This window comes from Ruminococcus flavefaciens AE3010, assembly GCF_000526795.1.
Classification (GTDB): Bacteria; Bacillota; Clostridia; order Oscillospirales; family Ruminococcaceae; genus Ruminococcus; species Ruminococcus flavefaciens_D.
The window spans coordinates 1772262-1798802 of sequence record NZ_JAGT01000001.1 but is presented as its reverse complement, the minus strand read 5'-3'; the positions used below and the strand labels follow the sequence as shown (position 1 = coordinate 1798802).

Sequence of the window (26541 nt, the reverse complement as noted above, 5' to 3'; positions counted from 1 at the left end):
GAATTGATTTTATGTAAAAGGAGAAGCTATGTTCAAACTTCTTAAAACCGACAATAAAGCCAGACGAGGTACTTTCGAGACCGTCCACGGCACATTCCAGACCCCATGCTTCATGAATGTGGGTACTGCTGCGGCTATCAAGGGCGGCATTTCCTCCGTTGACCTGAAAGGGCTGAAAACACAGGTGGAGCTCTGCAACACCTATCATCTTCACCTGCGCCCCGGCGACCATGTTGTGAAGCAGATGGGGGGGCTCCACAAGTTCATGAACTGGGACAAGCCCATACTCACTGACAGCGGCGGATTTCAGGTGTTCTCGCTGGCGCAGCTCCGCAAGATAAAGGAGGAGGGCGTTTACTTCGCCTCCCATATCGACGGACACCGAATATTCATGGGACCCGAGGAGAGCATGCAGATACAGTCCAACCTTGGCTCCACAATCGCCATGGCCTTCGACGAATGTATCGAGAACCCGTCCCCCTATAAATATGTGGCGGCTTCCATAGAGCGCACCACACGCTGGCTCATACGCTGCAAGGAGGAAATGGAACGGCTCAACAGCCTGCCCGATACCATAAACAAGCACCAGATGCTCTTCGGCATCAATCAGGGCTCCACATTTGACGACCTGCGCATAAAGCACATGGAGGACATTGCAAAGCTCGACCTTGACGGCTACGCAATAGGCGGACTTGCCGTAGGAGAGGCTACCGAGGAAATGTACCGCATAATCGACGTGGTAGAGCCTTACATGCCCGTGCACAAGCCCCGCTACCTCATGGGCGTTGGAACTCCCTCAAACATCATCGAAGCCGTTGCAAGGGGAGTGGATATGTTTGACTGCGTAATGCCCAGCCGAAATGCCCGTCACGCCACAGTATTCACATGGAGCGGCATAATGCACCTGAACAATAAGTGCTACGAGACCGACCCGCGTCCCGTGGACGAGCAGTGCGACTGTCCCACCTGCCGTAATTTCAGCCGAGCTTATATCAGACATCTTTTCAAAGCAAATGAGCAGCTTGCAGGCAGACTTGCCGTACAGCACAACCTTTATTTCTACAATACTCTTACCGAGAAGATCAGGGAAGCCATTGACGAGGACAGATTTGAGCAGTTCCGCGGCAAATACTCGCAGCTTCTCGCAACAAGAATATAAGAGCCCTGCTCTGAAAAAATGGAGATAATATGGAAACATTTCTTTTTATTTTAATGTTTGCGGTCTCTGTCGCTGTGACCGCGGTCTTTTTGCAGGAAACAAAGAGCGACCTGACAGGAAAGGAGCCTGTGAGCAAAAGGCTTGCAGCCATACGCAGAATGTCGCTGTGCGCGGCAGTTCTTCTGGCGTTCATAGCAGCTGCCGAGTTCCTTCACATAATCAATATGGGAGCATATTCGGGAGCTTTCATGGTTCTCGGCTGTGCAGCGGGCATATCCGCACTTGTCTGTACCATGAACAAAAAGCGCAGATACCATTCGGCAGTGTGGCTGATAAAGGCAGTGCTCATAGCGGCAGTCCTTGAGACCACTTTATTCAATATCCCCACATTCCGTATGTGGTTCGGCAGCTATAAGAGCGTTTACTTCTCCGCCGATGAGTGCGCAGACAGCAAGGATACCAATTTCCATGCCGATACAGGCGAGCTTGCCGTCCGCGGTGACAGGACCTCGGTGTTCACTCTTGAGAATATAAACTTCGAGGTAGCAGATGTTTTCGTTGACCTTGACTTTGACACCCAGACCAAGGCGGCAGACGTTTCCATAGACGCTATGGACGAGACCTGCGGAGTGGATTACAGACCTGTCATAGCAGAGGGCAGACCGGTTATCAAGCGTCCTCACTCACAGTACGTACAGCTGCATCTCTCGGGAGATGTGAGCAAGCTGAAAGTATCCGTGTCTCCCTTTAACAGCGGAGCTATACTGGTAAAGGGCATTGGTCTTAACCATCAGATACCCATGGACATATCATGGGCAAGACTGTTGCTCATTATCTTCGGCATAGTTTTCTGGCAGCTTATGATGAACAGCCGCAGCATGCAGCAGAGCATTTCCAAGAACAAGCGCATTTTCCGAATCGCAGCTGTTCTCATAACCGATGCAGCCTGTCTTGCTGCAGTAGTCACTACTTTCGTTAAGCTGGACAACTACTCCATAACCGACATAATGAAGCGCACCTCGGGAAATCAGATGACTCAGGAGCTTGTTGACGCCTTTGAGGCAGGCAGCACCAGCCTGCTCAAAAAGCCAAGCGAAAAGTTCAACGAGTTTGAGACTCCCTATACAGGCGACGCCCGTGACAGCTCTGGTATCGAGTATCAGTGGGACCACGTTTACTATGACGGTCAGTACTACAGCTACTACGGCATAGCGCCTGTAGTGCTGGTTTTTATGCCGTATCATAAGCTGACGGGATATTATTTCCCTGATTCCATGGCGGTGCTTCTGTTCGCGCTCATCGGTATCATCGGACTTACCAAGCTCTACAGGGAGTTCCTGAAAAAGCTGTTCCCGAAAACTCCCACAGGCATAGCCATAGCGGGGCTTATAATAATACAGGTGGTCAGCGGCATATGGTTCAGCATAGGCAGACCCATGTTCTATGAGATAGCCATGTCGGCAGGCTTTGCGACGCTGACGTGGGCGGTATATTTCATGCTGTCCGCCAACATAATCGGCGGGGAACGCCCTGTGCTGTCACGCACGGCTGTTTCGTCGCTGCTCTTTGCCATAGCGGTACTGTGCAGACCTACACTGGTGCTGTATTGTATCACAGCAGGCGCGTTCATGCTCCTTGCAGTCCCGAGAGCGGCAGGCACAAATAAAAAGGGCGAGAAGCCCGAGGCAGGCTCGCGGAAGTTCAGCTATCTGCTCTGCGCACTTCTTCCCATGGTATGTATAGGCTGTGTGCAGATGTGGTACAACTACGATCGTTTCGGCTCGCCCTTTGAATTCGGCATACAGTATTCACTGACCATAAACGACTTCACAAGGACACAGTTCCACCCGAGACTTTCCCTTGTGCCCATATATAACTATATGTTCAATCCCCCCGTATTCTCCATGACATATCCGAATATAAGCACGGAATTCCAGTTCCTCAACGCAGGCGGCTTCTTCTATGCAGACCTCGCGTCAACACGCAATACCTCGGGACTTTTCTTCCTTGCGCTGCCTATGTTTGCCTACTTCCTGTCATACAGGGCGCTGAAGCAGCTCCGCGGCAGAAGAAAGAAGCTTCTGACGGCTGTATATATCGGAGTACCCTGTCTGCTGATACCCTTCGGCATAATCGCTTCCGTCTGGGAGAGCGGCTACGCAGTGCGCTACATGGTGGATTTTGCATGGCAGTCTCTTCTCGGAGCGTTTGCAATAATATTCTTCCTCTATGACCGACTTTCCGATAAGACCAAAAAGCGGCTGGTATTCGGCTTCATGTGGTTTGCGACTATGTGGGCTTTGATAGTGGGAGGAGTACAGGCGTTCAATCAGATGTTCCGCTTTGATGCGTTTGATCTGGGCTATCCCGAAATGGCTTACAGCGTACAGCGCATATTTGCATTCTGGTCTTGAGCCGTTAGCTATTAGCCATTAGCCTTTAGCTTGTAGGGGCGGCGTTCCGCCGCCCGCAGGTACGCAGTTATATTGTAGGAGGCGATGCCCACATCGCCCCGCATTTTTTGTTGTATCATGGGCGGATATTATCCGCCCCTACAAACATAATTTTTGATTTTCAAAAGGAGAATGATATGATAACAAATGAAGAACTTGAAAAAGTGCGCGAATTATTCCGCGGCGACAGGTATGCTACGGAAACAGGCGCAGTTATAGATGAACTTGGCGACCACTACTCAAAGTGCAGCCTTGTTATCAACGAACACCACAAAAACGCCATGGGCGGCGTAATGGGCGGAGTATACTTCACTCTTGCGGATTTCGCCTTTGCCGTTGCCTCCAACTGGCAGCAGCCCGGCGTAGTCGGACTCAACTGCGACGCATCCTTTATCGGAGTGCCCAAGACCGAGCGCATTATCGCAGAAGCTAAGCTCATAAAGGACGGCAGGACTATCTGCTGCTACAATGTGGACATAAAGGACGAGCTTGGAAATCCTGTTGCCGCTGTTCAGTGCGTGGGGTTCAGAAAAGCGTGACAAGTCATACAGAAAAAAGCCATGAAGCACCTGATGCTCCATGGCTTTTCTTATTTTTCTGATAGCTTTTCGGATTTTCTTGCAGCCTTTTTCTCTTTTTTGATCTCATACATCTTGTCGTCAGCCATTTTAATGATGCTGAAAAGAGTGTCATCTTTTTTTGCAACAGTGATAACGCTTCCGATACTTGCGGAAATGACGTATGGCTTCTGTACCAGCTTATTGAGACTTTCAAGAGACTTGGTTATCCTTTTGGTGAATGCAACTGCGTCGCCCCTGCTTGCGTTGGGATTGAAGTATACGAACTCGTCACCGCCGAAGCGTGCGCATATACAGTTTGGATCACAGCAGCTGCTGATAGTGTTGGCAAGCCGCTGTATAGCAAAATCGCCCTCGTTGTGGCCGTAGTTGTCGTTGATGAACTTCAGACCGTCCATGTCGATGAAGCTTATCATTATCTGTCTGCCCTCGGCAGCACACTCCCTGAATACATCGTCTGCCAGATTATAGAAGCCGTTTCTGTTATAGATATTGCACAGCGGATCGATGACATACAGGCGGTTGAGCTCGTCATTTGCCTTGTTAAGGTGGAAGAGCTTGCGGATATTTTCAAGTGAGTTGCTGAGTATCATAGTGAGGGTATGGCAGAGCAGACTGTAGGTGGGGAACTCACTGTTGGTGAATATGTAATATCCAAGGCAGCGGTCGCTGTAATGCAGTGGCAGGAAGTAGTTCACACAGCCCCGCTCCTCAAAGCCCTCGGGGAACATCTCATCGCTCTGGAAATAGCCTATTTTTCTGCGTTCGCCCTTATCCCAGATGAGGGGAGCGCTCATGTATTCCGAGTAATAATCGGGATCCTCGGGAGCACTTACTGATGCGTAATCGTCCTGCCAGTCCTCGCTTAGACAGAGAGTGAATTTCTCACAGTCAAGCTCGCCGATAAGACTGGCTATAACATTGAAATATTCATCGGAGGTCATAGCTTCCGCAAGACCTGCCGTAAGACGGTTTATCATGTGGATATTATTGTTTGTATCCTCGGTCTTGCGGTATGTGAGCTTTTTGTACTCTACAAGCTCGTCGGTGCTTGAGCTCTTGCAGCCGCAGCTCTCCGTGAGAACGGGCTCGGCGTCGAGGATAGTGCTCTTTGGCTGGGGAATTCCGTCAATTACATTGGAAAGTATCTCGGCGGCAGTGCGTCCAACTTCGTAAAGAGGGCATTTTACCGATGTGATAGCGGGACTTGAATTACGTGCGCTGAAAGTATTATCGAAGCCTGTGACCATGATATCGTCGGGCACCTTATGTCCCAGCTTTTCCAGCGACGAAGCAACGGTAAGAGCCATACTGTCGTTTGCGCATATAAATGCGTCAGGGAGAGAAAGCCCCGATTCCACAAAGGCGTCCACAGCCATTTTGCCGTCGTAGCTTTTGAAATCACCGTAGAATACGCGCTTTGGGTCAACGGTGAGACCGTTCTCCTCCATAGTGCTGACAAATGCTTCGTAGCGGGACTTGCCGTCGGGGTTGCCGAGAGGCCCCGAAACGTAGTTTATCACTTTGGCGCCGTGGTCGCGGATAATATGGCTGACCAGCTTCTTCATAACGCCGAAATTGTCTATGCTTATATCGTAGAAATCCGAATTTTCGTGGTTCTCAAAAACAACTGCGGGGATATTTGCGGCGACGACTTTTCTGAAAATGCTGTTTCGCATATTGGTGTCGCCGAAGGTGTTGGTCATAAGTATTGCACCGTCGAATTTAGTGTAATCGATGAGGTTATAGATACTGCTCTCACCGATGTCAAAGGTGGCGCTTCCCACCATTCCGCCGAAGCCTGCAACATAGGAGATATTCAGATTATTGGCATAAGCGTAGGTATTGATGCCTTTAAAAACATTGTGCTGATATTCCTCGTCGAGACCGGAAACAACAACAACGATCTTTTTGGTCTTGTGTTTATCCATTATATCCCCCTCTTTTGCATAATATAGTTTAATTATATTATACCATTTTGAAAGTGTAAAAAGAGAACAAAGTATGAAATTTATGTGTAAAAAAGAATTTTTGTATAAACTCACATGAAACGATGCAAATGTTTGTGCATAAAGTCAAAATCTTTATATATTATCTTCTTATTAATATAAGCACAATAGGTCATGCCAATCGGCTCCAAGACAATATTAATACACAGCGACACAAAAGTGATATTTAGCGTGGGATTTAGCGAGTTTGCGTTTGCCAATATTTTGCGGTAAAACAATAGTGTATAAAAAACCTGGAAATGTGTGACTGAAAATGTACAAAAAAAGCAAAAAATGAGCAAGCACAAAAATTGTTAGCAAGAATTGACTTGAATAGTTCACAGAAATGTAATAAAATGATAACAGAAGCTGAGGAAAAGGAGGGACGTGGGACTGAAGAGAGTCTCAGCGCTTTTCCTGAGCGAGAAAAGGGAAAAATCTTTACTATGTTTACAAATTTAGAAAGTGAGGAATGATCAACATGAAAAAAGGCGCATTCAAGAAGATCGTCAGCGCAGGCTTAACTGCAATGATGGTTGCTTCAAGTGTACCTTCGATCCCCGCAGCAGTTGTTCACGGTGCTGATCAGCAGACACGCGGCAACATCGGCGGTTTCGATTACGAAATGTGGAATCAGAACGGTCAGGGTCAGGTTTCAATGAATCCCGGCGCAGGCTCATTCACATGCTCATGGAGCAACATCGAAAACTTCCTGGCTCGTATGGGCAAAAACTACGACAGCAAGAAGCAGAGATACGGTCAGATAGGCTCTGACATCACTCTTACTTATGATGTTGAGTACACACCAAGAGGAAATTCGTATATGTGCGTATACGGCTGGACAAGAAATCCTCTTATGGAGTACTACATCGTTGAAGGCTGGGGCGACTGGCGTCCACCCGGAAACGGCGCTGAGAGAAAAGGCACAGTAACTCTCGACGGAAATACATACGACATTGCAAAGACAATGCGTTACAATCAGCCATCTCTTGACGGTACTGCAACATTCCCTCAGTACTGGAGCATCCGTCAGACAAGCGGATCAAGAAACAACACACAGAACAACATGAAGGGTACTATCCACGTAGGCAAGCACTTTGACGCTTGGTCAAAGGCAGGTCTCGATATGTCAGGTACACTTTATGAGGTTTCACTTAATATCGAAGGCTACAGATCCAACGGATCTGCTAATGTAAAGAGCCTCGCTGTTTATGAGAACGGACTTCCCGGCGGCGGCGGATCAACTACCGGCGGCAGCACAACAACACCTACTCAGACAGTAAAGGCTGACTCAGACGGCAATTACTTCACAAGCACATTCGAGAGCGGCTCAGACAGCTGGGACGGCAGAGGAAGTGCTTCTGTTACTACAAATTCTTCCAACTACTATGATGGAAGCAAGTCACTCTATGTATCAGGCAGAGAGAATGAGTGGAACGGCTGCGCTATCGCTCTTGATTCAAACGCATTCGTACCCGGCAATACATACAGCTTCAGCGCTGCAGTTCTTCAGAACTCAGGAAGCCCAGCTACCATCCAGATGTCACTCCAGCAGGGCGACGGCAACAGCGCATCTTACACACAGATCGCTGAGGCAAGCACAAAGAGCGGCGAGTGGACAAAGCTCGAGAATACAGAGTTTACAATCCCTTCAAACTCAGGCGATATGCTCCTTTATATCGAGACTCCTGAGGGCTCGGGTGACCTCTTCGACTTCTATGTAGACGCAGTTCAGGTTTCCGAGAAAGGCAAGAAGTCCTCTGTTGTAACAGGACAGGGCAAGGTAGGCGATACAGGCAGCTCAACAGGCGGCGGTTCAACTACAGGCGGTCAGACAACAACAGGCGGCGGCACTACAACAGGCGGCACAGGAGTTCGCGCACATCAGAATCTTGATTATACATACGAAAAGGGCGGTAATGGCTTCAAGGATATCATGGGACCATACTTCCGTCTCGGTACATCAGTAAGCGGTAATGAGATCGGCAATCAGCAGGCTCAGCAGTTCATCAAGAAGAACTACAACTCAGTAACTTGTGAGAACGAAATGAAGCCTGATTCCATCGTTAAGGGAGTTAACGGCGATAACGTAAACATCAGCCTTTCATCAGCAGATGCTATACTGAGGTTTGCACAGCAGAACGGCATCGGCGTTCGTGGCCATACATTCGTTTGGTACAGCCAGACTCCAAGCTCACTGTTCCAGGAGAACGGCAGCTATGTTTCAAAGGACAGAATGAACAAGAGACTTGAGAGCATGATCAAGAATACATTCTCTCAGCTCAAGACCAACTATCCTAACCTTAAACTCCATTCTTACGACGTATGTAACGAGCTCTTCGTTAACGACGGCGGCGGAATGAGACCTGCAAGCAACTCCAACTGGGTAAGAGTATACGGCGAAGGCAACTCAGAGTTCGTTGTAAATGCATTCAAGTATGCAAGACAGTATGCTCCAAGCGATTGTAAGCTCTACCTCAACGACTATAACGAGTACATGAGCGCTAAGACAAAGGATCTTGTAAACATGGCTAAGACAGTCATGAAGGAAGGCGACTATATCGACGGTATCGGTATGCAGGCTCACCTTGATTCAAGATATCCTTCAGCAAGCGAGTTTGAGACAGCTATAAAGCAGTTCGAATCACTCGGTCTTGACGTTCAGATCACAGAGCTGGATATCACAAACAGCACAGGTACAAATGATAAGCTTTATCCTCAGATCTTTGAGGTTGCTATGAAGCATGCAGCTAACATCTCAACTGTAACTCTCTGGGGTACAACAGATGAGAGAAGCTGGAGATACCGTGAGAACGGTGGTTCACCACTTCCATTCAGCAATTATCAGCCTAAGTCATTCTACAATGACATCGTAGCTCTTGCAAGCAAGATAGATCCACCTTCATTAACAACAACAGCACCTCCTACTACAACAAAGGCAACAACTACTACAACTGTTGCTACAACAACTGTTCCTCCTGTTACACAGGATCTCAAGGAAGTTCTTAACTCCAAGGTTTCCAAGTGGGGCGATGCTAACAAGGACGGCGGCGTAGATATGGCAGACGTTGTATTCATCATGCAGTGTCTCGCTAACCCCAACAAGTATTCACTCAGCGAGGTAGGCGCATATAATGCTGACGTAAGCGAAGCCGGCGGCGGTATTACTGCTAACGATGCTCTCGCTATCCAGAAGTACCTCTTAGGTACAGTTTCAAAGCTTCCTGAGAGCTATTCAGACAACATCAAGACAGTTGTTACAGAGGCTCCCAAGACAACAACAACTACAAAGGCTACAACAACAACAGCTAAGCCTACTACAACTAAGCCCACAACAACTAAGGGCTCAACAGCAAACGGACAGAAGTTCAGCGTCGGCAACGGCAAGAACCAGTACAAGGGCACCAGCGATGGCTACAGCTATGAGATCTGGCTCGACAATACCGGCGGAAGCGGTTCAATGACACTCGGCGAAGGCGGTACATTCAACACAGAGTGGAGCGCACAGGTTTCCAAGGGTAACTTCCTCGCTCGCCGCGGTATGGATTTTGACCGTACAAAGAAGGCTACAGACTGCGGTAAGATCGTACTTGATTACGCAGCTGACTATTCAGCAAGCTCACAGGGTAACTCAAGACTCTGCGTATACGGCTGGATGACAGATCCTCTCGTAGAGTACTACATCATTGAGGACTGGGTAAACTGGCGTCCAACAGCTCAGGGCGGCAGCAAGACCGTTACAATTGACGGTGCTGAGTATGAGATATTCACACTCGACCACTATGGTCCTACAATCCTTGACAACCAGTCAAGAAACTTCAAGCAGTACTTCAGCGTTCGTAAGTCCAAGAGAACATCAGGTACTATCACAGTATCAGACCACTTCAAGGCTTGGGCAGATGCAGGCTGGGATATCGGTAACCTGACAGAAGTTGCACTCAACGTAGAAGGTTGGGAGAGCAGCGGTAAGGCAAACGTATCAAAGCTTTCACTTGAAGTAACAGGCGGCGGAAGCAGCAATAACAACAACAATAACAATAACAATAACAACAATAATAATAACAATAACAACAACAATAACGACAAGCCAAAGGTTGATACAAGCAAGAAGCTCTGCGCTATCTCATTCGACGACGGCGCTTCAGCTACAAGCACAAACGATCCCGGTTACAGAATCATAAATGCTCTTGCTAAGAACAACATGACAGCTACTTTCTTCAACGTAGGCAGCTGGATCAAGACAGAGCAGCAGATCAAGTATGAGTATGAGAAAGGCATGGAAGTTGCTAACCACACTCAGACACATCCACACCTCGGTCAGCTCGGTTCACAGCAGATCAGAAGCGAGTGGGAGCAGTGCAACAGCAAGCTCAAGAGCATCATCGGCGCAGATCCTTCAAAGCTTATGAGACTTCCATATCTCGAGAGCAACGGCACAGTTCAGTCAGCTCTTAACGATGTACCGCTTATCAGCTGTGCAATCGACACTCAGGACTGGAACAATGCTTCTAAGGATCAGATCGTAAACACAATCAAGCAGGCTGCACAGAACGGCTCACTTGAGGGTGCTATAGTACTCTGCCACGAGAACTACCAGACAACAGCAGCAGCTATGGAAGAGGTTCTTCCTTGGCTGGCACAGAATGGTTACCAGAACGTAAACATCTCTGACATGGCAAAGGCTCACGGCAAGACACTTGCAGGCGGTCAGGTTCATACACGTGCTTAATCACTAAGCAAAGTCAAAACTAATGTGCCGATCACAGAATCGGTGGTCGGCACACCTAATTAAGATTTCTCCAAATTTTAATATCCCCTGAAAGGCAGTCGGTGCAAATCGACTGTCTTTTCATTTTTTCTGAAAAATGTTATACTAATATGTGACCATAATATACTCCCATGCGTGTGTATAGTGAAAGGAGCTGATGAAGATGCAAAAATGCGGCAGCGCTCGCGAGGCGGTCGAGAGATACGGCGATATGCTGTACAGGATCTGTCTGCTTACGCTGAGGAACTCTGCCGACGCAGAGGACGCCGTTCAGGAGACCTTTATAAAATACATACAGAAGTCTCCCGAATTCAATGACGGCGATCACGAAAAAGCATGGCTCATCACTGTAGCCACAAACAAATGCCGTGATATGCTGAGATATCGTTCAAGACATCAGACAGAAAGTGAGGAGCTTCTTCTCACCTATGCTATAGAAAAAGAGGAAAGCGGGATACTGGACGCTCTTATGGAGCTTTCCGAGAAATATAAGACACCTCTGATGCTCTTTTACATTGACGGATACAAGATCGACGAGATAGCAGATATCATGGGAATAAGCGTCTCCGCAGCGAAAATGCGCCTGTCAAGAGGCAGGAAGCTGCTGGAGGAAAAATACAGAAAGGAGTATATGTAATATGGATAAAAAGCTTAAAAAAGCGGCAGATAAGATAACAATGCCGAGCGATATGAAAGAGCGTATAATAAATGCCTGCGAGAACGCGGAGAGAAACAGGTCGAATAGTGACAATAATGACGGATATATCGACGTTGTAAGCTCCGCAGAACGTGTTGACCCGAGAAGCCGTATAATCAGGACTATCAGTGCTGTTGCAGCCTGTGCGGTACTTGTGAGCGGACTTGGTGCTACGGGAGTATTCCTTCACAGACAGCATGGCAGTCATATGTCAGGCAGCGAAGTTTCCGAGTGCAGAAGCTGTCCCTTCGGAGATTTCAGCACATTTGAGTACACTTTTGACGCAGAGGACGGTATGTACGGCAATTACTCCATCGAGACATACGCAAAGCTTTCCGACTTCCTTAATAAGTTCAACTGGGGCAGCGAGCTTGAAGAGTATGAGACAAGAACTCCCGATCAGGACATTGAGGGTCAGATCTATAATATCAAATGGACAAAGGGCGATACACCTCCTATCGAGTGCAATATCAACATTTTCGACGGCGGCTTTGTAACATATCAGGAGAGCATGATGGACTTCGAGACAGGAGCACAGAAGACTATCACTGAGAACAGCAGATGCTACAAGATAGACTTTGACGCCTTTGACAGCGGAATTATGGAGATACTGTCTAAGGCAGACGAAGCTCCTACACCGTTCGGAGATTTCACTACATTCGATTATACCCTTAACGCAAACGACGGCAAATACAACGATCTTTCAGACGATAAGCGCGCAAAGCTCTCCGACTTCCTTAACAAGTTTGCTTGGGGCGAGGAGATCTCTGCCGACGAGCTTACCGAGGAAGAAAAGAGTGAGAGCGAGGTCAAGCTTCATTATCTTGAGTGGAGGATTGAGAACAAAGTATATGGTCTTGTTGTTAATGACTTGGGACTTGCAGTTTATAATGTATCAAAAGTTAATAAAGTGGCAGGAAACAGGGAAGAACTTAAACAAGAATCCGTAAAGCTTTACCGCGTAGATTATGAAGCCTTTGACAGAGACTTTATGGCGATATTAAAGGGCGAAACGACAGAAAAAGAGCTTACTCTCTGCAATGATTCGCCATTTGCGGAGATACTTGCCAAGGCTTACGACGTTGCTCCGTTTTCTATCTACAATACCGAAGCTACAGCAGAGCAGCGTGAGAAGATCGCCGATATATTCAATTCACAGACATGGTATGAGTTTGACGGCGCAGGGGAGTATTTCGGCTGGATAATAACTCCCAACAGGAACGACTTTACTGTAACTTGCACTGAGGGTAAGAGCGTTGATGTTATCTCTGTGGGATATCCAAATATTGCCTGCATTTACAGCAGGACCTATGATGACAGCGGTAATATCACCGACAGCGACTGGAGGTTCTTCAAGTGTGACAATAAGAATATCTACAGTGATCTTGCGGAAGTATTCGGAATAAAGCTGGAGTTCGGAGAAGATAATACAAATGAGGAATGGGTTGATCAGAATCTCGGCACAGAAAGGAATATCCTTGATGTTGTACACGACGAGAGAAACGATTTCAGGCTCTACCTGTCAGACGGTAATGACTTTACAGATACAGATCTGACAGCAGAACAGAAAGAGCAGCTTGTAAGCTTCTTTGAGAATTATGAGCTCAAAGACGAAGACCTTGTACCCGATATGTGGAAGGGCTACGGCTCCGATGAGTTTGAAGAGTATTTCGGCGAATCCTTTATTATGATCTCAAATGAAGAACGCGTTGAAAAGGATATATCCGTTTCCAAGGACAGGCAGTATATCGCTCTCTATTCAGCGGGAAGCTACAATGAGCACGGTTTTGATACGAGAGTATACAGACTGCATGATGCAGATGAGCTTATCAAGGGCGTATACTATATGCTCTATGGTATAGATTGAGAGGGAAAAAGAACGCACATCGTAAGATGTGCGTTCTGCTTTTATCTGAGTGCGTATAATTTTTTGAAGTCTGTTGGGGTGCAGTGCTTTATCTCCTTGAAGATACGGTTGAATGTGGTCAGGCTCTTGAAGCCCGAGCGCATAGCAACTTCCGTAATAGGTATGCTCGGGTCGAGCAGGAGAAGCTCTGCCGCTTTGGTACGCCTTGCGTTTATATACTGTAAGTACGACATGGAGTTGTACTGCTTGAATATACGTGAGAAATGGTATTTGCTGTAGCCTGCAACATCTGCAAGCTGCTCCAACGTGATATCGTACATGTAGTTGTTGTCGATATACTTGAGGACAGTACCGAATTTCTCGCTGTACTCGTCTATCTTTTCGTCGTCGCAGTCCATAACTATCTTCTGCTGTTCCAGCTGGAACTCGCGGAGCGCCATAAACAGCTCGATGACCTTGACGTATATCTTTACATCAGCCAGCTCGGACTTTGAGTTATACAGTGAAAGTATATCCAGCATAGTTTTTTTAGCCAGCACATGAAGCTCCTTGTCCATATCCCCATTGATGAGGACAGGCATATTCAATGAGCGCATTACAGGCTCGAGAGCTGATATCTCGCCGAGGATGCTGTTATCGCACTGGAAAATGATTCGTCTTCCGGGGATAGCGGGCATACCGTGAAGCTCGCCGGGCGGAATAATGAGAACGTCATTCTCGGGCACGAGGTAATCAACAGCGTTTACAGTAACAGTATATTCATTTTTGATAGGCATAATGAGTTCAACGGCGTTATGCCAGTGAACAGGGTATTCTTCATTCTGGACGTTGTCGTAGAGCATGGCGTATTTTTGTGTATCATACTCAACGGTCTCAAAGTCACCCGAAAGATGTTTTATCATTTGTTTCGCCCCCCTCTGAGGCTTGCTCAGCAACTGTTTTGACCAAATATTGCTGTTTTTTTCATGCGTTTATTTTTTGTGCTAATACCATTATAATCTATATGCCGTATTTTGTAAATGCTTTTTGTATAACTTTGTGAAAACTATACAAAGTGACCAACCAAATTTTGCGCAATATGGAAAGACAAAATGTCAGTTTTATACTGCCATATTACAGCCATATTACCGCAATACGACAAAAACCCCCGATGACCGCATATCATCGGGGGAAAAGTCAGTTTTTTAGATCTCGGGCATATTGTCGTCAGAGTTGTTGTCGGTATAGTACTGTGTATCTTCGTCGGGATAATCCTGAGCGTCTCTGTTTTCATCGTAGCTGTATACGTACTCGCCGTTATCAGTGCTGTCCTGTGCAGCTGCGGGAGCAGCCTTCGGAGCAGCCATCTTGCCGCCGAGGAAGCCTGCAAGTAGTGATCTGATGTCAACGCCTGTAGCTTCTGTAAGACCGTCTGTGATCTTTGTAGTAGAGCCGATGATGTCGCCGACCAGTCTGCTGGAGTTGCCTTCGCCGTACATTGTGATCTTGTCGACCTGTGACAGAGGAGTAGCGGCGTTCTTAACGACCTCGGGAAGAGCCTTGAAGTACATTTCAAGCACAGCAGCCTCGCCGTACTTCTTCATAGCCTCAGCCTTAGCGTTGATACCCTCAGCCTCAGCAAGACCCTTAGCGCGGATAGCGTCCGCCTCAGCCTTACCTACAGCAGCGATACCTTCAGCCTCCTGCATCTTGGCGTACTTCTGAGCTTCAGCTTCAGCCTTCTGAGCCTCAGCCTCCTGCTCACGCTGGAAACGATCTGCTTCAGCCTCTTTCTTCAGCTGATAGAGCTTAGCGTCGGCTTCCTGCTGAGCCTTGTAGCGGTCAGCCTCAGCCTTCTTCTTGATCTGAGCTTCGAGAGCCTTTTCTGTTACTTCTGCCTCGCGAGCCTTGAGCTCAACGTCCTTTTCGGATGCAGCGATATTAGCGTTAGCCTTTGAAACCTCGATGGACTTACGCTGCTCTTCCTTCTGGATCTCGTAAGCAGCGTCAGCGATAGCAAGCTGTGTATCAGCTTCCTTTTTGAGTTCAGCCTGACGGATAGCAAGTTCGTTGTTCTTCTGAGCGATCTCGGTCTCAGCAAGTATCTTAGCGTCGTTGGCTTCTTTCTTAGCCTGAGCCTTGGCGATCTCGATCTCCTTTTCGGACTCAGCGCGTGCGATAGCAGCCTTCTTCTGGATCTTTGTGGTGTTGTCGATACCGAGATTCTCGATAAGGTTCTGGTCGTCGGTAAAGTTCTGAACGTTGAAGGATACGATCTCCAGACCCATTCTGTTGAGGTCGGGAGCTGCGTTTTCCTGGACCTTTTCAGCGAAAGCCTTACGGTCATTGACCATAGCCTCAAGAGACATCTGACCAACGATCTCACGCATGTTACCTTCAAGTACCTCTCTTGCTACCTTAGCAACATAAGCTGTGTCCTTGTTAAGGAAGTTCTCAGCGCCCAGCTTGATGAGCTGAGGATCGCTACTGACCTTAACGTTTACGTTAGCGTCAACGTTGATGTTGATGTAGTCCGCAGTAGGAACAGCGCTTGAAGTCTTTACGTCAACGGCGATAAGCTGTAATTTCAGCTTATCCACACGCTCGAAGAAGGGTATGCGGATGCTTGCCTTACCGATTATGATCTTCTTCCTCAGACCTGATATAATGTATGCAGTGTCCGGGGGAGCCTTTATGTATCCTGTGAATATGATCACAAGAAGTAAAATGATACCAATTGCAGCGGGGATAACTACGCCCCAGTTCATGTTGTCGAACATATAAACCTCCATATCATAGAAAGATGTGCTTATGCGGAGCACTTGTTTTACAGCGATCGACTTATCTCGACCGCATGATAGTATTATATATTATTTTTATAGCTTTGTCAATATCCCACAATTGTTTACAGCCTGTATAGAGATAAACTTGCATTTATGCATAATGCACAGAAGCTGATATCACAAAAATAAGTTCACATGAACCTTTTAAATAGTTTTGAGAACTCAGTAAAGCAACTCAGGTTCAGTTTTATCCTCTTTGGCTAATTATTACAGTTTGGTTACAGTTTTTGAACAGGCATACTCCGCGAAAAATTGCACTTTACGGATTTTCAGGCAGTGATTGACATAAAGCTGACAAAGTGGTAAAATAGTATAGTACATCTGCGGCAATAATGTATAAATTAATGCCGCAGTTTTTGTGCAGGCGTACAAAGATAAGGCTGAACGGAAAAAAGTTTGCTCTTTTGTGGCATTTATATTACGAGAAGCTTATCGGCGGAAGGAAGTGAAGCTGTTGATAGAGCCCGAACATTGCACGCTGATCATAGAAAAATACTACCGTGAAATATTCAGCTACTGCTTCGCAAAGCTCGGATACAGTTATCATTCCGCAGAGGACTGCACACAGGAGGTCTTTGTGGTATTCTTCTCAAAGCATGAAAGGCTTGAGGATACCGATAATATAAGACTGTGGCTTTACAGGACGGCGGACAATGTGATAAAAACATTTCTGCGCAAGAGCCCGCCTGCGGTCAGTCTTGAGGAAAGCACCGAGGCAATGAATATCGCAGACAGCGGTGGATTTGAAGATACCGATGAAAGCCTGCTGGACGTTCTTGAGCCCGATGAGCGAAAGCTTGTAGAGCTCTACTACGACAGCGACTACGGACAACGAAACCAAGCGGCAAAACGGCTGGGATTATCCCTGCCCGCACTTTACAGAAAGATACACAAGATTAAAAAGAAGCTTCGCGCCGCCGAGAAAAAGTCTGCGGACGCTATCATGGATAAGGAGTGATACCGTTGAAGAAAAAAGCTACCACAGATAAGCTTTCGGATAAGAATATGCTTGATGATCTGCAAGCCCTTCTTAATGAGGAGCTTGCCAAACCCTTAGAGGAGCGTGATCTTGATGCCATTGAGAAAATCACCTGCGCTATGGTCGATATTAATGACAAAGAAGTTCCGCAGCCTGTTTCTGCGGAAGAAGTCCTCGCAGAAGCCGCAGCAAGGAAAAGACGACACAGGATCGTACTGCTGCGCAAGTGGGCAGCCACACTCAGTGCCTGCTTCGCCCTCTGCGTCGCCCTCAACTTCTACACACTCAGGACCTACGGATCAAACGTCTTTGAAACAATGATAAATATGGCAAAGTCAGGTTTCAGCATAGACACCAATCAGCTCAGAGACCTTGAACCTGCTGCTCCTCCCGAGGGCATGACGACTACAACAACTACTGCACCTGCGGGAGTATATACAACTCAGGTAACAGGGGCAATGGCTACTACTGCGGCTACTTATACAGCTGTTACAGGTAATTTGACGACTACAGCTGCATCTGCTTACACAACGGCTGCGATCCCGGGGATAAGCGAAACTCCAATGGAGACAATTGTGAACAGGTGTGATGTCTCGGCACGTTCAATGGCGCTGGATATACTCACCAATGCAGATAAAGCAGGCGTTTATCCCTGCTATCCAACGCAGCTCCCTGATACTCTCAGTGATCTGGAATGCACGGATTTCCATAACGAGAAGCTGAAGGACTCAAACGACTGCTATTTCACCTTTGAAAACGGTTCGGTAAAGCTGGATATAAACATAGAAGCTTACTACTCTGAGGAGCTCATGCCAAATGTGCTCATACCCAGCGACAATGATTCCTACGATATATTCAAGGGCAGAGAGATAAGCGGATTCATCATGGGCGATGATAATAGCTGCACCGCGGTGTTCGTTTACGAAAATACGGTCTATACTCTCCACGGCTCGGGAGTAAGTTATAATGAGCTTGAGGTAATAGCCGAAAGCTTTATTCCGTATCCCTCGGAATACATAAAAAAGTGAGGGCAGCGGAATGAAGAAGAAATACATTACAGCTGCCTTTTTAGGTCTGCTGATGTTGGGCGCACCTGTACAGATGAACGCTGTATCGGTGGACAACAGCTACTACGAGCAGTATCAGAAGGCTATCGGACTAATAGAAAAATGTTCTGTAAGATGTTCCTCATCGGCTAAGGGAGTTCTTGAGATAACTGCGAAAACTCAGGTATCGGGCAAGATGAACGAGGTCGGCTTCAGGAATATAGTAGTACAGCGAAGCAGTGACGGAAGGAACTGGCAGGACGAAGTGACTGTCGGAGACAAGACAGCAAAGAATACAAAGTATTACAATCTGGACGGCTATACAGTCAATGTTCAGGGAGGATACTATTACAGAGCCGTATGTGTTCATTATGCCAACGGAGCTCTCCGCGGCAAATCGGAAACATACACTCAGACGGCGGAGAATATTTCGTCGGAAGTGTGGGTAGAGGCAAAGCCTGTTACAACAACACCTACTACAACCACGACAACAAGAATAACCACCACAAAGCTTACTACCACTACTACAAGGCTGACCACTACAACAAAGGTGACAACTACCCTGAAAGCAACAGATGCAGGTATTAACGGTAATACAACAAAGAACACAACGTCAGCTCCTTCGACTACGGTCAAGAGAGCGACGGAGACCAAGAGCGCAGCTTATGCTCAGACCACAACATCGACGAGCACAAATGCCGCGTCAGCAACAAAGACTGTAGGAGCCGAAAGCACACCAAATACAGGTGATAAGCCGCCTGTACTGATGTTTACGGCGCTTTGCAGTGCAGGAGCAGTTGCATTGTTCCTGCATAATAAAAGACCCAAAAGGAGCTGAAACAAGGGGGACAAACAAGACGATCGACTGCGTTAGCTGAGAAGCCTTTCTGCACAGGCGGCAGATATACGCAGAAGATAACAGCTTCAGCAATTGGGAAATATTATATGTTATCCCTGTCCGCAGCACTCGGACGGGGATATTTTTTGTCTGAACTGCGTTGACAATGCCACATAAACTCTATATAATAAATGTAAGGTAAATCATAATTTTGCGGAGCAAAATTATGATTTAAAGGAGGGTATGTATGAAGCTTATTCATTTGTCAGATCTTCATCTCGGCAAGAGACTCAACGAATTCTCTCTCATTGAGGATCAGGAGTTCATTCTCCGCGAGATATACAGTATAATTTCAGAGGAGCACCCTGATATGATAGTTATAGCAGGGGATATTTACGATAAGCCAGTTCCCTCCGCGGAAGCTGTCAGGCTTTTCGATGACTTCCTCACCAAAGCGGCAGAGCAGACTGAGCATATCTTTGTCATAAGCGGAAACCATGACTCTGCGGAGCGCATAGCCTTCGGCTCCCATATCATGGAGAAAAGCGGCATACATATGTCTCCTGTTTACGACGGGAATATAGTACCTACCATACTCAGCGATGAATACGGTGAGTTGGGAGTTTACATGCTGCCCTTTATCAAGCCCGTCAGTGTTCGCAGGTTCTTTCCCGATGCGGAGATAGTCAGCTACACCGACGCCGTGAATACCGCTGTTGACGCTATGGACGCAGATTTCACAAGGCGAAATATCATTATAACTCATCAGTTCGTTACGGGAGCTCAGAAAAGCGACTCCGAGGAGGTATCCGTAGGCGGCACGGACAACGTTGACAGCTCTGCCTTTGACGGCTTCGACTATGTTGCACTGGGACATATCCACAGTCCCCAGAACGTAGGCAGCGAGAGGATACGCTACTGCGGAACGCCGCTGAAATATTCATTTTCCGAGGCTTCCCAGCAGAAGTCGGTGACAGTGGTGGAGCTCCGCAAAAAGGGCGATATGACCGTAAGAACAGTGCCCGTCGAGCCACTGCACGATATGCGCATAGTAAAGGGGAGATTTGAGTACATCTGCTCAATGGAATGCAGCTCGGCAGGGAATACCAATGACTATATCCACGCAGTTCTCACTGATGAGGAGGATATCCCCGAGGCTATGGGACGGCTTCGCAGCGTATATCCCAATATTATGAGCCTTGAATACGACAACCGCCGCACAAGGAGCTCACATGGCAGTATTGAGACTGCCGACGCTGACAACAGGCAGCCTATCGAGCTTTTTGAGGAGTTCTACAAGCTCAGCAACGGCGGCGAGATGTCACCGCAGCAGCGTGAGCTTGCGCAGTCGCTGATAGAAAAGATATGGGAGGGCGAGGTATGAGACCCATAAAACTTGAAATGTCAGGCTTCGGCCCCTATGCCGAAAAGGCTGTCCTTGACCTTGAAGCTCTCGGAAACAGCGGACTTTACCTTATTACAGGCGATACGGGAGCAGGAAAGACTACCATATTCGATGCCATTACTTACGCACTTTACGGAAGCGCCAGCGGTGTGAACCGCGACGACGACAGTATGCTGCGGTCGAAGTATGCCTCGCTGGATACTCCCACCTATGTGGAGCTGGTTTTCGACTACGCAGGCAAGCGCTACACCATAAACCGCAACCCTGCCTACACCAGACAGGCTAAGCGCGGCGGCGGATATGCTCAGCAGCCTGCCAATGCGGTGTTCACCTATCCCGACGGCAGAGCTGTTTCTGGAAAAAGGGACGTTGACGGGGCAGTTGCCGAGGTAATAGGGCTTACGGAAAAGCAGTTCAAGCAGATAGCCATGATAGCTCAGGGCGACTTCATGAAGCTCATAACCGAGGATACTACTCAGCGCCGCGAGATACTGCGCCACATCTTCAAGACCAAGAACTACCAGACCTTGCAGGAGGCTCTCAAAAGCGAGTGCAGCACGCTGAAAAGCGGCTGCGACAGGCTTCGCGAGGGCGTAAAGCAGTACATCGAGGGCATAGTATGCGGTGAAGAGGACGAGTTTGCTCCCGAGGTCGAAAAGCTGCGTGAGGAGCTGCCGCCGCTGGAGTACATCACCGATGTGATGAACAGGCTCATAAGCCGTGACAAGGCACAGTCAGAGGTTTACGAGCGTGAGAGCGAGGAGCTGGACAAGAGCCTTGAAGCCGTGAGTGCAAGACTTGCAAAGGCTGAGGAAAAGGCTCGTATAGAAGCTGACCGCGACCGCACATCAAAGGAGCTTCAGGAGGCTCAGCAGCGGCAAAAGCTCCTTGCGGACAAATATGAGACCGAAAAGGCACGTCAGCCCAAGGTGACTGAGATCATGTCGGAGCTGGCGGCAGTAGAGGCTGAGAAGCCCGAATATGAACGTGCGGCTGAGCAGGAGCGCCTGCTTGCCGAGGAGAAAAAGGTGCTTGAAAAGGCGGCGTCCGACCTTGACAGAGCAGCCGCCGAGAAAGCCGCTTCGGAGAAGCGGCTGGAGGAGCTGAAAGCAGAGCTTTCAGCTCTCGGCGGCATCGGCGAGAACAAGGCGAAGCTGGACGCGGAGCGTGAAAGGCTGAGCCGCCGCGGCCAGGAGCTGTACAAGCTGGCAGAGCTGCTGACGGGATACGAAACAAGCAGCGCAGAGCTGAAAAAAGCTGCCGCAGACTTAAAGGAGCAGACCTCAGAGCACGACCGCCTGATGAAGCAGTGTGAGCTGCTGGCAGAAGAGATAACGGTGATGAAAAAGCGCCGCAGCGAGCTTGAGAACTGCAGTGCGGAAAAGGAGAAGCTTCTCCGCAGCGAGGAGGGCTTGAAGAGCAGAAGCACTCAGCTGCGGAGGCTGTCCGCCGATATAACCGAGAGCGAGAAGCGGTTCAGTGAGCATGAGGAAGCGGCGGAGCTTTACAGCGAAGCCGCAGAAGAGGTGAGCCGCCTTGCTGCAAAATACGAGCAGGGCTACAGGGCGTTTCTCGATGACCGTGCAGGCGTTCTTGCGGAGCAGCTCCGCGACGGCGAGCCCTGTCCCGTATGCGGCTCACGGGAGCACCCTGTCCCCGCACAAAAATGCACCAATGCACCCACTGAGGCGGACCTTGAAAAGCTGAAAAAGAAGCTTGAACAGGCGCGGAGCTTCGCTGAGAAGCGCAGCGCAGAAGCCTCAGCCGCAAAGGTCAAGGCTGACGAGCTGGAAAAGACTCTGACGGCGGAAGTCGGGGAGCTTCTCGGCTGTGATATGGCAGACGCGGCGGAGCGCTGCGCAGAGGAGCTGCAAAGCACCATTGAGCAGCTGGATCAGCTGGAAAAGAAGCTGACCGAGGCAGAGAAACTCATAGCCGAGTACGACAGACTGGGGCGTGAGACAGAGTCCAAGGAAACTCAGGAAAAAGGCGTTATGGCGGCTGTTGCCGAGACCGACAGGAAGATAACGGAGCTCCGCAGCCGCAGGGATACTCTTGATGGCAAGGTGAAGCAGCTTCTTGCGGACGCTGAAAAGCGGGCGGCAGAAGTAATGGACGGTGCTGCCTTTGATGAGGTCCGTGAAAGGATTATCACGGAAAGAACACTGCTGAAGGCACAAATTTCCGATATATCTTCAAAAATAGCAGAGGAAGCCGAAAAGGCTGCCCATAAGGCGGAGCTTGACAAGCTCATACCACGGTCGGAGCAGCTGATAAATCAGCTTAGCAGCGATATCACGGCGCTTAACGGGAAAAAGGTAGCTTCCGATACAAGGCTTGCGGAGCTTGGGCGTCAGCTTGCGGAGCTCCGCGGCAGACTTCGCTTTGAAAACGGCAAAAATGCCGAGATATATGCGGCTTCGCTTAGGAAGAAGTGCGCGGATATCAAGGCGGCTTACGATGCTGCGGAAAGCGCTGTAAACGACGGCGAGAAGCTCTGCTCGGGCATTGCGGGCAGGCTGAAGCAGCTGACGGAGCAGCTTGCAGGCTTCGGCGACCTTGACGCTGACAAGGAAAGCAGCGAAAGGTCACGTCTCACAGCCGAAAAAACTGCTATTGCGGCAAAGCTGAGACAGCTCCACACAAGACTTGCAATAAATAACACTGCGCTTTCAAACATTACCGACGGCTCCGCGGAGCTCTCTGAGCTTGAAAAACGCTATATATGGGTGAAAAATCTCTCGGATACCGCTAACGGAAAGCTGTCCGACCAGAGCAAGCTCATGCTGGAGACCTATATACAGACCGCATATTTCGACAGGATAATTCGCCGCGCAAATCTCCGTCTCAAGGTCATGTCCGATGGGCAGTACACCCTTAAAAGGCGTGAGGAATTCGAGGACAAGCGCACTCAGGTGGGACTTGACCTTGATGTGGTGGATCACTATAACGGCTCTGTGAGAAGCGTCAAGACCCTGTCCGGCGGCGAGTCCTTTAAGGCTTCACTCTCGCTGGCACTGGGACTTTCCGACGAGATACAGTGCTCGGCAGGGGGCATACAGCTTGATACCATGTTCGTGGACGAGGGCTTCGGCTCGCTGGACGACAACTCCATAGAGCAGGCTGTACGCGCTCTTGCAGGACTGTCCGAGGGCAGCCGCCTTGTGGGGATAATCTCTCATGTACAGGCGCTCAAGCAGCGTATAGATAAGCAGATCGTTGTCCGCAAGGACAAAAACGGCGGAAGCACCGCTGAGATCATAGTTTGATCTTAGCCGCAGCTCCATATGGAGCTGCGGCTTTACCAATATTTTTACTTTGTGCATTTTATCCAAATTGCTCCAATCACATAAGCGGAAAATCCGCGTTTGCAGACTGTATGGGCGGGAAAACTTGTAATTATTTACAAATTTTTCGGGCAGACTATCCGCTTTGTTGATTTTTGTTCGTTGAAATGCTATAATTATATTGTTGAATTCATTTTTTCTTAAAAAACAACGCATAGAATTAGCCTATGGAGTGATAGCAAAATGAAAATGACAAAATGTCCCGAAAAGCATCTCTACGATGCTGATAAATATGACAGCTGTCCTGTTTGTGCTGAAAAAAACAGCGCTGTCGGGAGCGTGAAAGCTCCTAAAAAGGCAAAAGTTGTCAGGGTCAGAGCGGTAAAGGCACGCCAGTCGGAGCAGAAGCCAGCTGAGACTAAGCCTGCACCCAAGGCAGAGCAGAAGCCTGCCGAGACTAAGCCTGCACCCAAGGCAGAGCAGAAGTCTGCCGAGACCAAGCCAGAGCCCAAGGCAGAGCAGAAGCCTGCTGATACCAAGTCAGCTGTTCATGCAGGTCAGAAGCCTGCTGAGACCAAGCCCGAGCCTAAAAAAGAAGCGACAGGCGACAAAAAACAGGGCAAAACTGTACGCACTGATGACGGCGATGAGCTTGCGCAGAAAATAATGGACTCCATTCCCGAGTCTGAGAAGGAGAAGTTCAAGGCTGATAAAATGCCTGATATTCTTCACGATAAAAAGCGGATAGATACTTCTCCCGAGCCTGTAAAGCTTGATAAACTGAATGATAAAAAGTCCGAAGCCTCTAAAAAGGACATTAAGGCTGAGGAAAAGAAGTCCGAAGCTCCCAAAAAGGACGCAAAGGCTGAGGAAAAGAAGTCCGAAGCTCCCAAAAAGGATGCAAAGGCTGAGGAAAAGAAGCCAGAGGCTCCCAAGAAGGACGCAAAGGCTGAGGAAAAGAAGCCAGAGACTCACAAAAAGGACGCAAAGGCTGAGGAAAAGATGCCAGAGGCTCCCAAGAAGGACGCAAAGGCTGAGGAAAAGAAGCCCGAAGCTCCGCAAAAGGACGAAAAGTCCGAGGATTATGAGAAGTACGGCGACCTTATAAATGACGAGAACATCGAGATAGACGACGTCAACAACATGGCTATCGACAAGAACGGCACACTCGTTAAGTACGTGGGAACTACCGAGTCTATCGTTATTCCCGAAAAGGTAAAGGTCGTGGGCAAGTACGCTTTCCGCGGCAACGAGACCGTGAAAAGGATCGTCATGTCCGACAGTATCCGCGTGGTGGATAAGTTCGCGTTCTGTCACTGCTTTAACCTTGAAGAGGTGGTTTTCTCAAAGAATCTCGAGTCCATCGGCGAAAATGCTTTCCTCAAATGCCTGAGACTCAAAGAGCTGAATCTGCCCGAGTCGGTCAAGAAGATAGGCAAGGGCGCTTTCGGACGCTGCAACAGTCTTGAAAATGTGGTACTGCCTGCATATCTCCAGAGGATAAGCGACCTCATGTTCTTCTCCTGCAAGAGACTGAGAAGAATAGTTATCTCGGGCTCTGTTGAAGAAATAGGCAGTGCGGCTTTCTCAGAGTGCTACAGCCTTAAAAAGGTCATAATCTCCAATTCTGTAACTGTCATAGGCGAGAGCGCTTTCTCATGGTGCAGATCGCTGGAGTCCATAATCATACCGACAACTATCAAGAGTATCGGAAACTGGGCGTTCTATGGCTGCCAGAATCTTATGGATCTTAGAATAAGTATGTATACAAAGGACATCAGGGAGGACGCGTTCTGCGGCTGCGAGAGTCTGTGCAATATCCAGATAGCGGAGTTCGAGGACGAGAATATCCCACTTGAAAGCATAAAGAAAGGTCACAAGCAGACCATAAGGATACTTAAACAGGTCAACCGCAAAAAGGCTGAGCGCTATGCCAAGGAGCACGGCTTCAGCACACTGTTTATCTGATATGAAAAGCAAAAACCGAGAGCATTGCTCTCGGTTTTTTATATAAATTTGGAGGGGAAAAATGAAGCTTAAATAAACCGGGGACTGTTCGTTGAAATCCCATTCTTGATCTCGGCATAATTATTGTGCTGTAAGCGATGTACAATCAGCAAATCTGATGATAGTGAGCGAGTTTACGAGCGCCAACGTGGCAAGGGTACAGCGTCACGCTGCTTCTATAATTATAATATACACCACTTTTTTGTAAATTGTCGTATTGAAAAGTGAAAATAACAGAAAAGCTTTGTGTGAGAAATAATGCTCAATGTGGAATCAAGGGCTTTAATATGACAGGAATGTGAAAAAAATCATTTTTTTGCTTTCAGACACTTGACAATCAAATTTGAAAGTGATATAATACAAACATCAAAGAAATGCGATGACGGAGAGAAGTAACGCAGAATTTCGTTCCCAGAGAGTGCGGGCATGGTGAGAGCCGCATATCAGAGTCTGTGTGAATAACACTCCCGAGCATCAAACCCAAAGGGTGCCGATTTAAGTGGGGCAGCGTCCTGAAAAGGAGCTGTTTTTGAAGATATTTTCACTATTACGGTGCTTCGAGTAGGGGCGACGTATTCCGCACGTTACAGCGGCTCAAAAGTGATCGCTTTTGCGGTAATTCAGGTGGCACCACGGGTATTATGCCC

General features: G+C 48.2%; 15 protein-coding genes and 1 other annotated feature (1 of these 16 cut by a window edge). Of the genes, 12 read left to right on the top strand and 3 right to left on the bottom strand.

Annotated elements, in window-relative coordinates; all coding sequences use genetic code 11:
- Positions 1-28 precede the first annotated feature (28 nt).
- The 3 genes from tgt (at position 29) to N774_RS0107725 (ending at position 4151) form a co-directional block, all read left to right on the top strand.
- Positions 29-1159 carry a tRNA guanosine(34) transglycosylase Tgt gene (gene tgt / locus N774_RS0107735; RefSeq protein WP_024860691.1) on the top strand — a complete coding sequence of 377 codons (1131 nt, stop codon included), beginning with the start codon at positions 29-31 and terminating at the stop codon, positions 1157-1159.
- A gap of 29 nt (positions 1160-1188) precedes the next feature.
- Positions 1189-3573, top strand: coding sequence for a hypothetical protein (locus N774_RS0107730; protein ID WP_024860690.1), 2385 nt, complete (start codon positions 1189-1191; stop codon positions 3571-3573).
- Between the two features lie 176 nt (positions 3574-3749).
- Complete coding sequence (locus N774_RS0107725) at positions 3750-4151, top strand: PaaI family thioesterase (RefSeq protein WP_024860689.1); 402 nt, start codon at positions 3750-3752, stop codon at positions 4149-4151.
- A gap of 50 nt (positions 4152-4201) precedes the next feature.
- Here the strand turns inward: N774_RS0107725 and N774_RS0107720 are convergent, their stop codons facing one another.
- Complete coding sequence (locus tag N774_RS0107720) at positions 4202-6121, bottom strand: GGDEF domain-containing protein (RefSeq protein WP_024860688.1); 1920 nt, start codon at positions 6119-6121, stop codon at positions 4202-4204.
- A 538-nt stretch (positions 6122-6659) separates the two neighbouring features.
- Here N774_RS0107720 and N774_RS19600 point away from each other — a divergent pair.
- The 3 genes from N774_RS19600 to N774_RS0107700 all read left to right on the top strand — a co-directional run bounded on the left by N774_RS19600 (position 6660) and on the right by N774_RS0107700 (position 13510).
- A complete protein-coding gene (locus N774_RS19600; protein ID WP_024860687.1) occupies positions 6660-10907 on the top strand; it encodes a glycoside hydrolase family 11 protein in 4248 nt (1415 codons plus the stop codon).
- Positions 10908-11103: 196 nt separating this feature from the next.
- A complete protein-coding gene (locus N774_RS0107705) occupies positions 11104-11583 on the top strand; it encodes an RNA polymerase sigma factor (RefSeq protein ID WP_024860686.1) in 480 nt (159 codons plus the stop codon).
- A gap of 1 nt (position 11584) precedes the next feature.
- A complete protein-coding gene (locus N774_RS0107700; RefSeq protein ID WP_024860685.1) occupies positions 11585-13510 on the top strand; it encodes a hypothetical protein in 1926 nt (641 codons plus the stop codon).
- Between the two features lie 41 nt (positions 13511-13551).
- On the opposite strand, the gene N774_RS0107695 is transcribed toward N774_RS0107700, so the two are convergent.
- Complete coding sequence (locus N774_RS0107695) at positions 13552-14412, bottom strand: AraC family transcriptional regulator (RefSeq protein WP_024860684.1); 861 nt, start codon at positions 14410-14412, stop codon at positions 13552-13554.
- A 282-nt stretch (positions 14413-14694) separates the two neighbouring features.
- On the bottom strand, positions 14695-16269 hold the full coding sequence (locus tag N774_RS0107690) for a flotillin family protein (protein ID WP_024860683.1): 1575 nt from the start codon (positions 16267-16269) through the stop codon (positions 14695-14697).
- Between the two features lie 508 nt (positions 16270-16777).
- Between N774_RS0107690 and N774_RS18185 the strand changes: the two genes are divergently transcribed.
- The 6 genes from N774_RS18185 (at position 16778) to N774_RS0107660 (ending at position 25855) form a co-directional block, all read left to right on the top strand.
- A complete protein-coding gene (locus N774_RS18185; RefSeq protein ID WP_196231537.1) occupies positions 16778-17290 on the top strand; it encodes an RNA polymerase sigma factor in 513 nt (170 codons plus the stop codon).
- Positions 17291-17295: 5 nt separating this feature from the next.
- Positions 17296-18339, top strand: a complete 1044-nt coding sequence (locus N774_RS0107680; RefSeq protein WP_024860681.1) for a hypothetical protein — start codon at positions 17296-17298, stop codon at positions 18337-18339.
- Positions 18340-18349: 10 nt separating this feature from the next.
- Positions 18350-19195, top strand: a complete 846-nt coding sequence (locus N774_RS18180) for a hypothetical protein (RefSeq protein WP_024860680.1) — start codon at positions 18350-18352, stop codon at positions 19193-19195.
- 247 nt (positions 19196-19442) lie between these two features.
- The gene (locus N774_RS0107670) at positions 19443-20579 is read left to right on the top strand and encodes an exonuclease SbcCD subunit D (RefSeq protein ID WP_024860679.1); all 1137 of its coding nucleotides are present in this window, start codon (positions 19443-19445) and stop codon (positions 20577-20579) included.
- Positions 20576-23869 carry an SbcC/MukB-like Walker B domain-containing protein gene (locus N774_RS0107665; RefSeq protein WP_024860678.1) on the top strand — a complete coding sequence of 1098 codons (3294 nt, stop codon included), beginning with the start codon at positions 20576-20578 and terminating at the stop codon, positions 23867-23869. The genes N774_RS0107670 and N774_RS0107665 overlap by 4 nt, the downstream gene beginning before the upstream one ends.
- A 261-nt stretch (positions 23870-24130) precedes the next feature.
- Positions 24131-25855 carry a leucine-rich repeat domain-containing protein gene (locus N774_RS0107660; protein WP_024860677.1) on the top strand — a complete coding sequence of 575 codons (1725 nt, stop codon included), beginning with the start codon at positions 24131-24133 and terminating at the stop codon, positions 25853-25855.
- Positions 25856-26264: 409 nt separating this feature from the next.
- Positions 26265-26541 (top strand) — a binding site (T-box leader) (it continues 10 nt past the right edge of the window).

Coding starts and splice junctions, on each gene's coding strand:
- tgt (WP_024860691.1), top strand. CDS start 29: ATGTTCAAACTTCTTAAAACCGACAATAAAGCCAGACGAGGTACTTTC.
- N774_RS0107730 (WP_024860690.1), top strand. CDS start 1,189: ATGGAAACATTTCTTTTTATTTTAATGTTTGCGGTCTCTGTCGCTGTG.
- N774_RS0107725 (WP_024860689.1), top strand. CDS start 3,750: ATGATAACAAATGAAGAACTTGAAAAAGTGCGCGAATTATTCCGCGGC.
- N774_RS0107720 (WP_024860688.1), bottom strand. CDS start 6,121: ATGGATAAACACAAGACCAAAAAGATCGTTGTTGTTGTTTCCGGTCTC.
- N774_RS19600 (WP_024860687.1), top strand. CDS start 6,660: ATGAAAAAAGGCGCATTCAAGAAGATCGTCAGCGCAGGCTTAACTGCA.
- N774_RS0107705 (WP_024860686.1), top strand. CDS start 11,104: ATGAAGATGCAAAAATGCGGCAGCGCTCGCGAGGCGGTCGAGAGATAC.
- N774_RS0107700 (WP_024860685.1), top strand. CDS start 11,585: ATGGATAAAAAGCTTAAAAAAGCGGCAGATAAGATAACAATGCCGAGC.
- N774_RS0107695 (WP_024860684.1), bottom strand. CDS start 14,412: ATGATAAAACATCTTTCGGGTGACTTTGAGACCGTTGAGTATGATACA.
- N774_RS0107690 (WP_024860683.1), bottom strand. CDS start 16,269: ATGTTCGACAACATGAACTGGGGCGTAGTTATCCCCGCTGCAATTGGT.
- N774_RS18180 (WP_024860680.1), top strand. CDS start 18,350: ATGAAGAAGAAATACATTACAGCTGCCTTTTTAGGTCTGCTGATGTTG.
- N774_RS0107670 (WP_024860679.1), top strand. CDS start 19,443: ATGAAGCTTATTCATTTGTCAGATCTTCATCTCGGCAAGAGACTCAAC.
- N774_RS0107665 (WP_024860678.1), top strand. CDS start 20,576: ATGAGACCCATAAAACTTGAAATGTCAGGCTTCGGCCCCTATGCCGAA.
- N774_RS0107660 (WP_024860677.1), top strand. CDS start 24,131: ATGAAAATGACAAAATGTCCCGAAAAGCATCTCTACGATGCTGATAAA.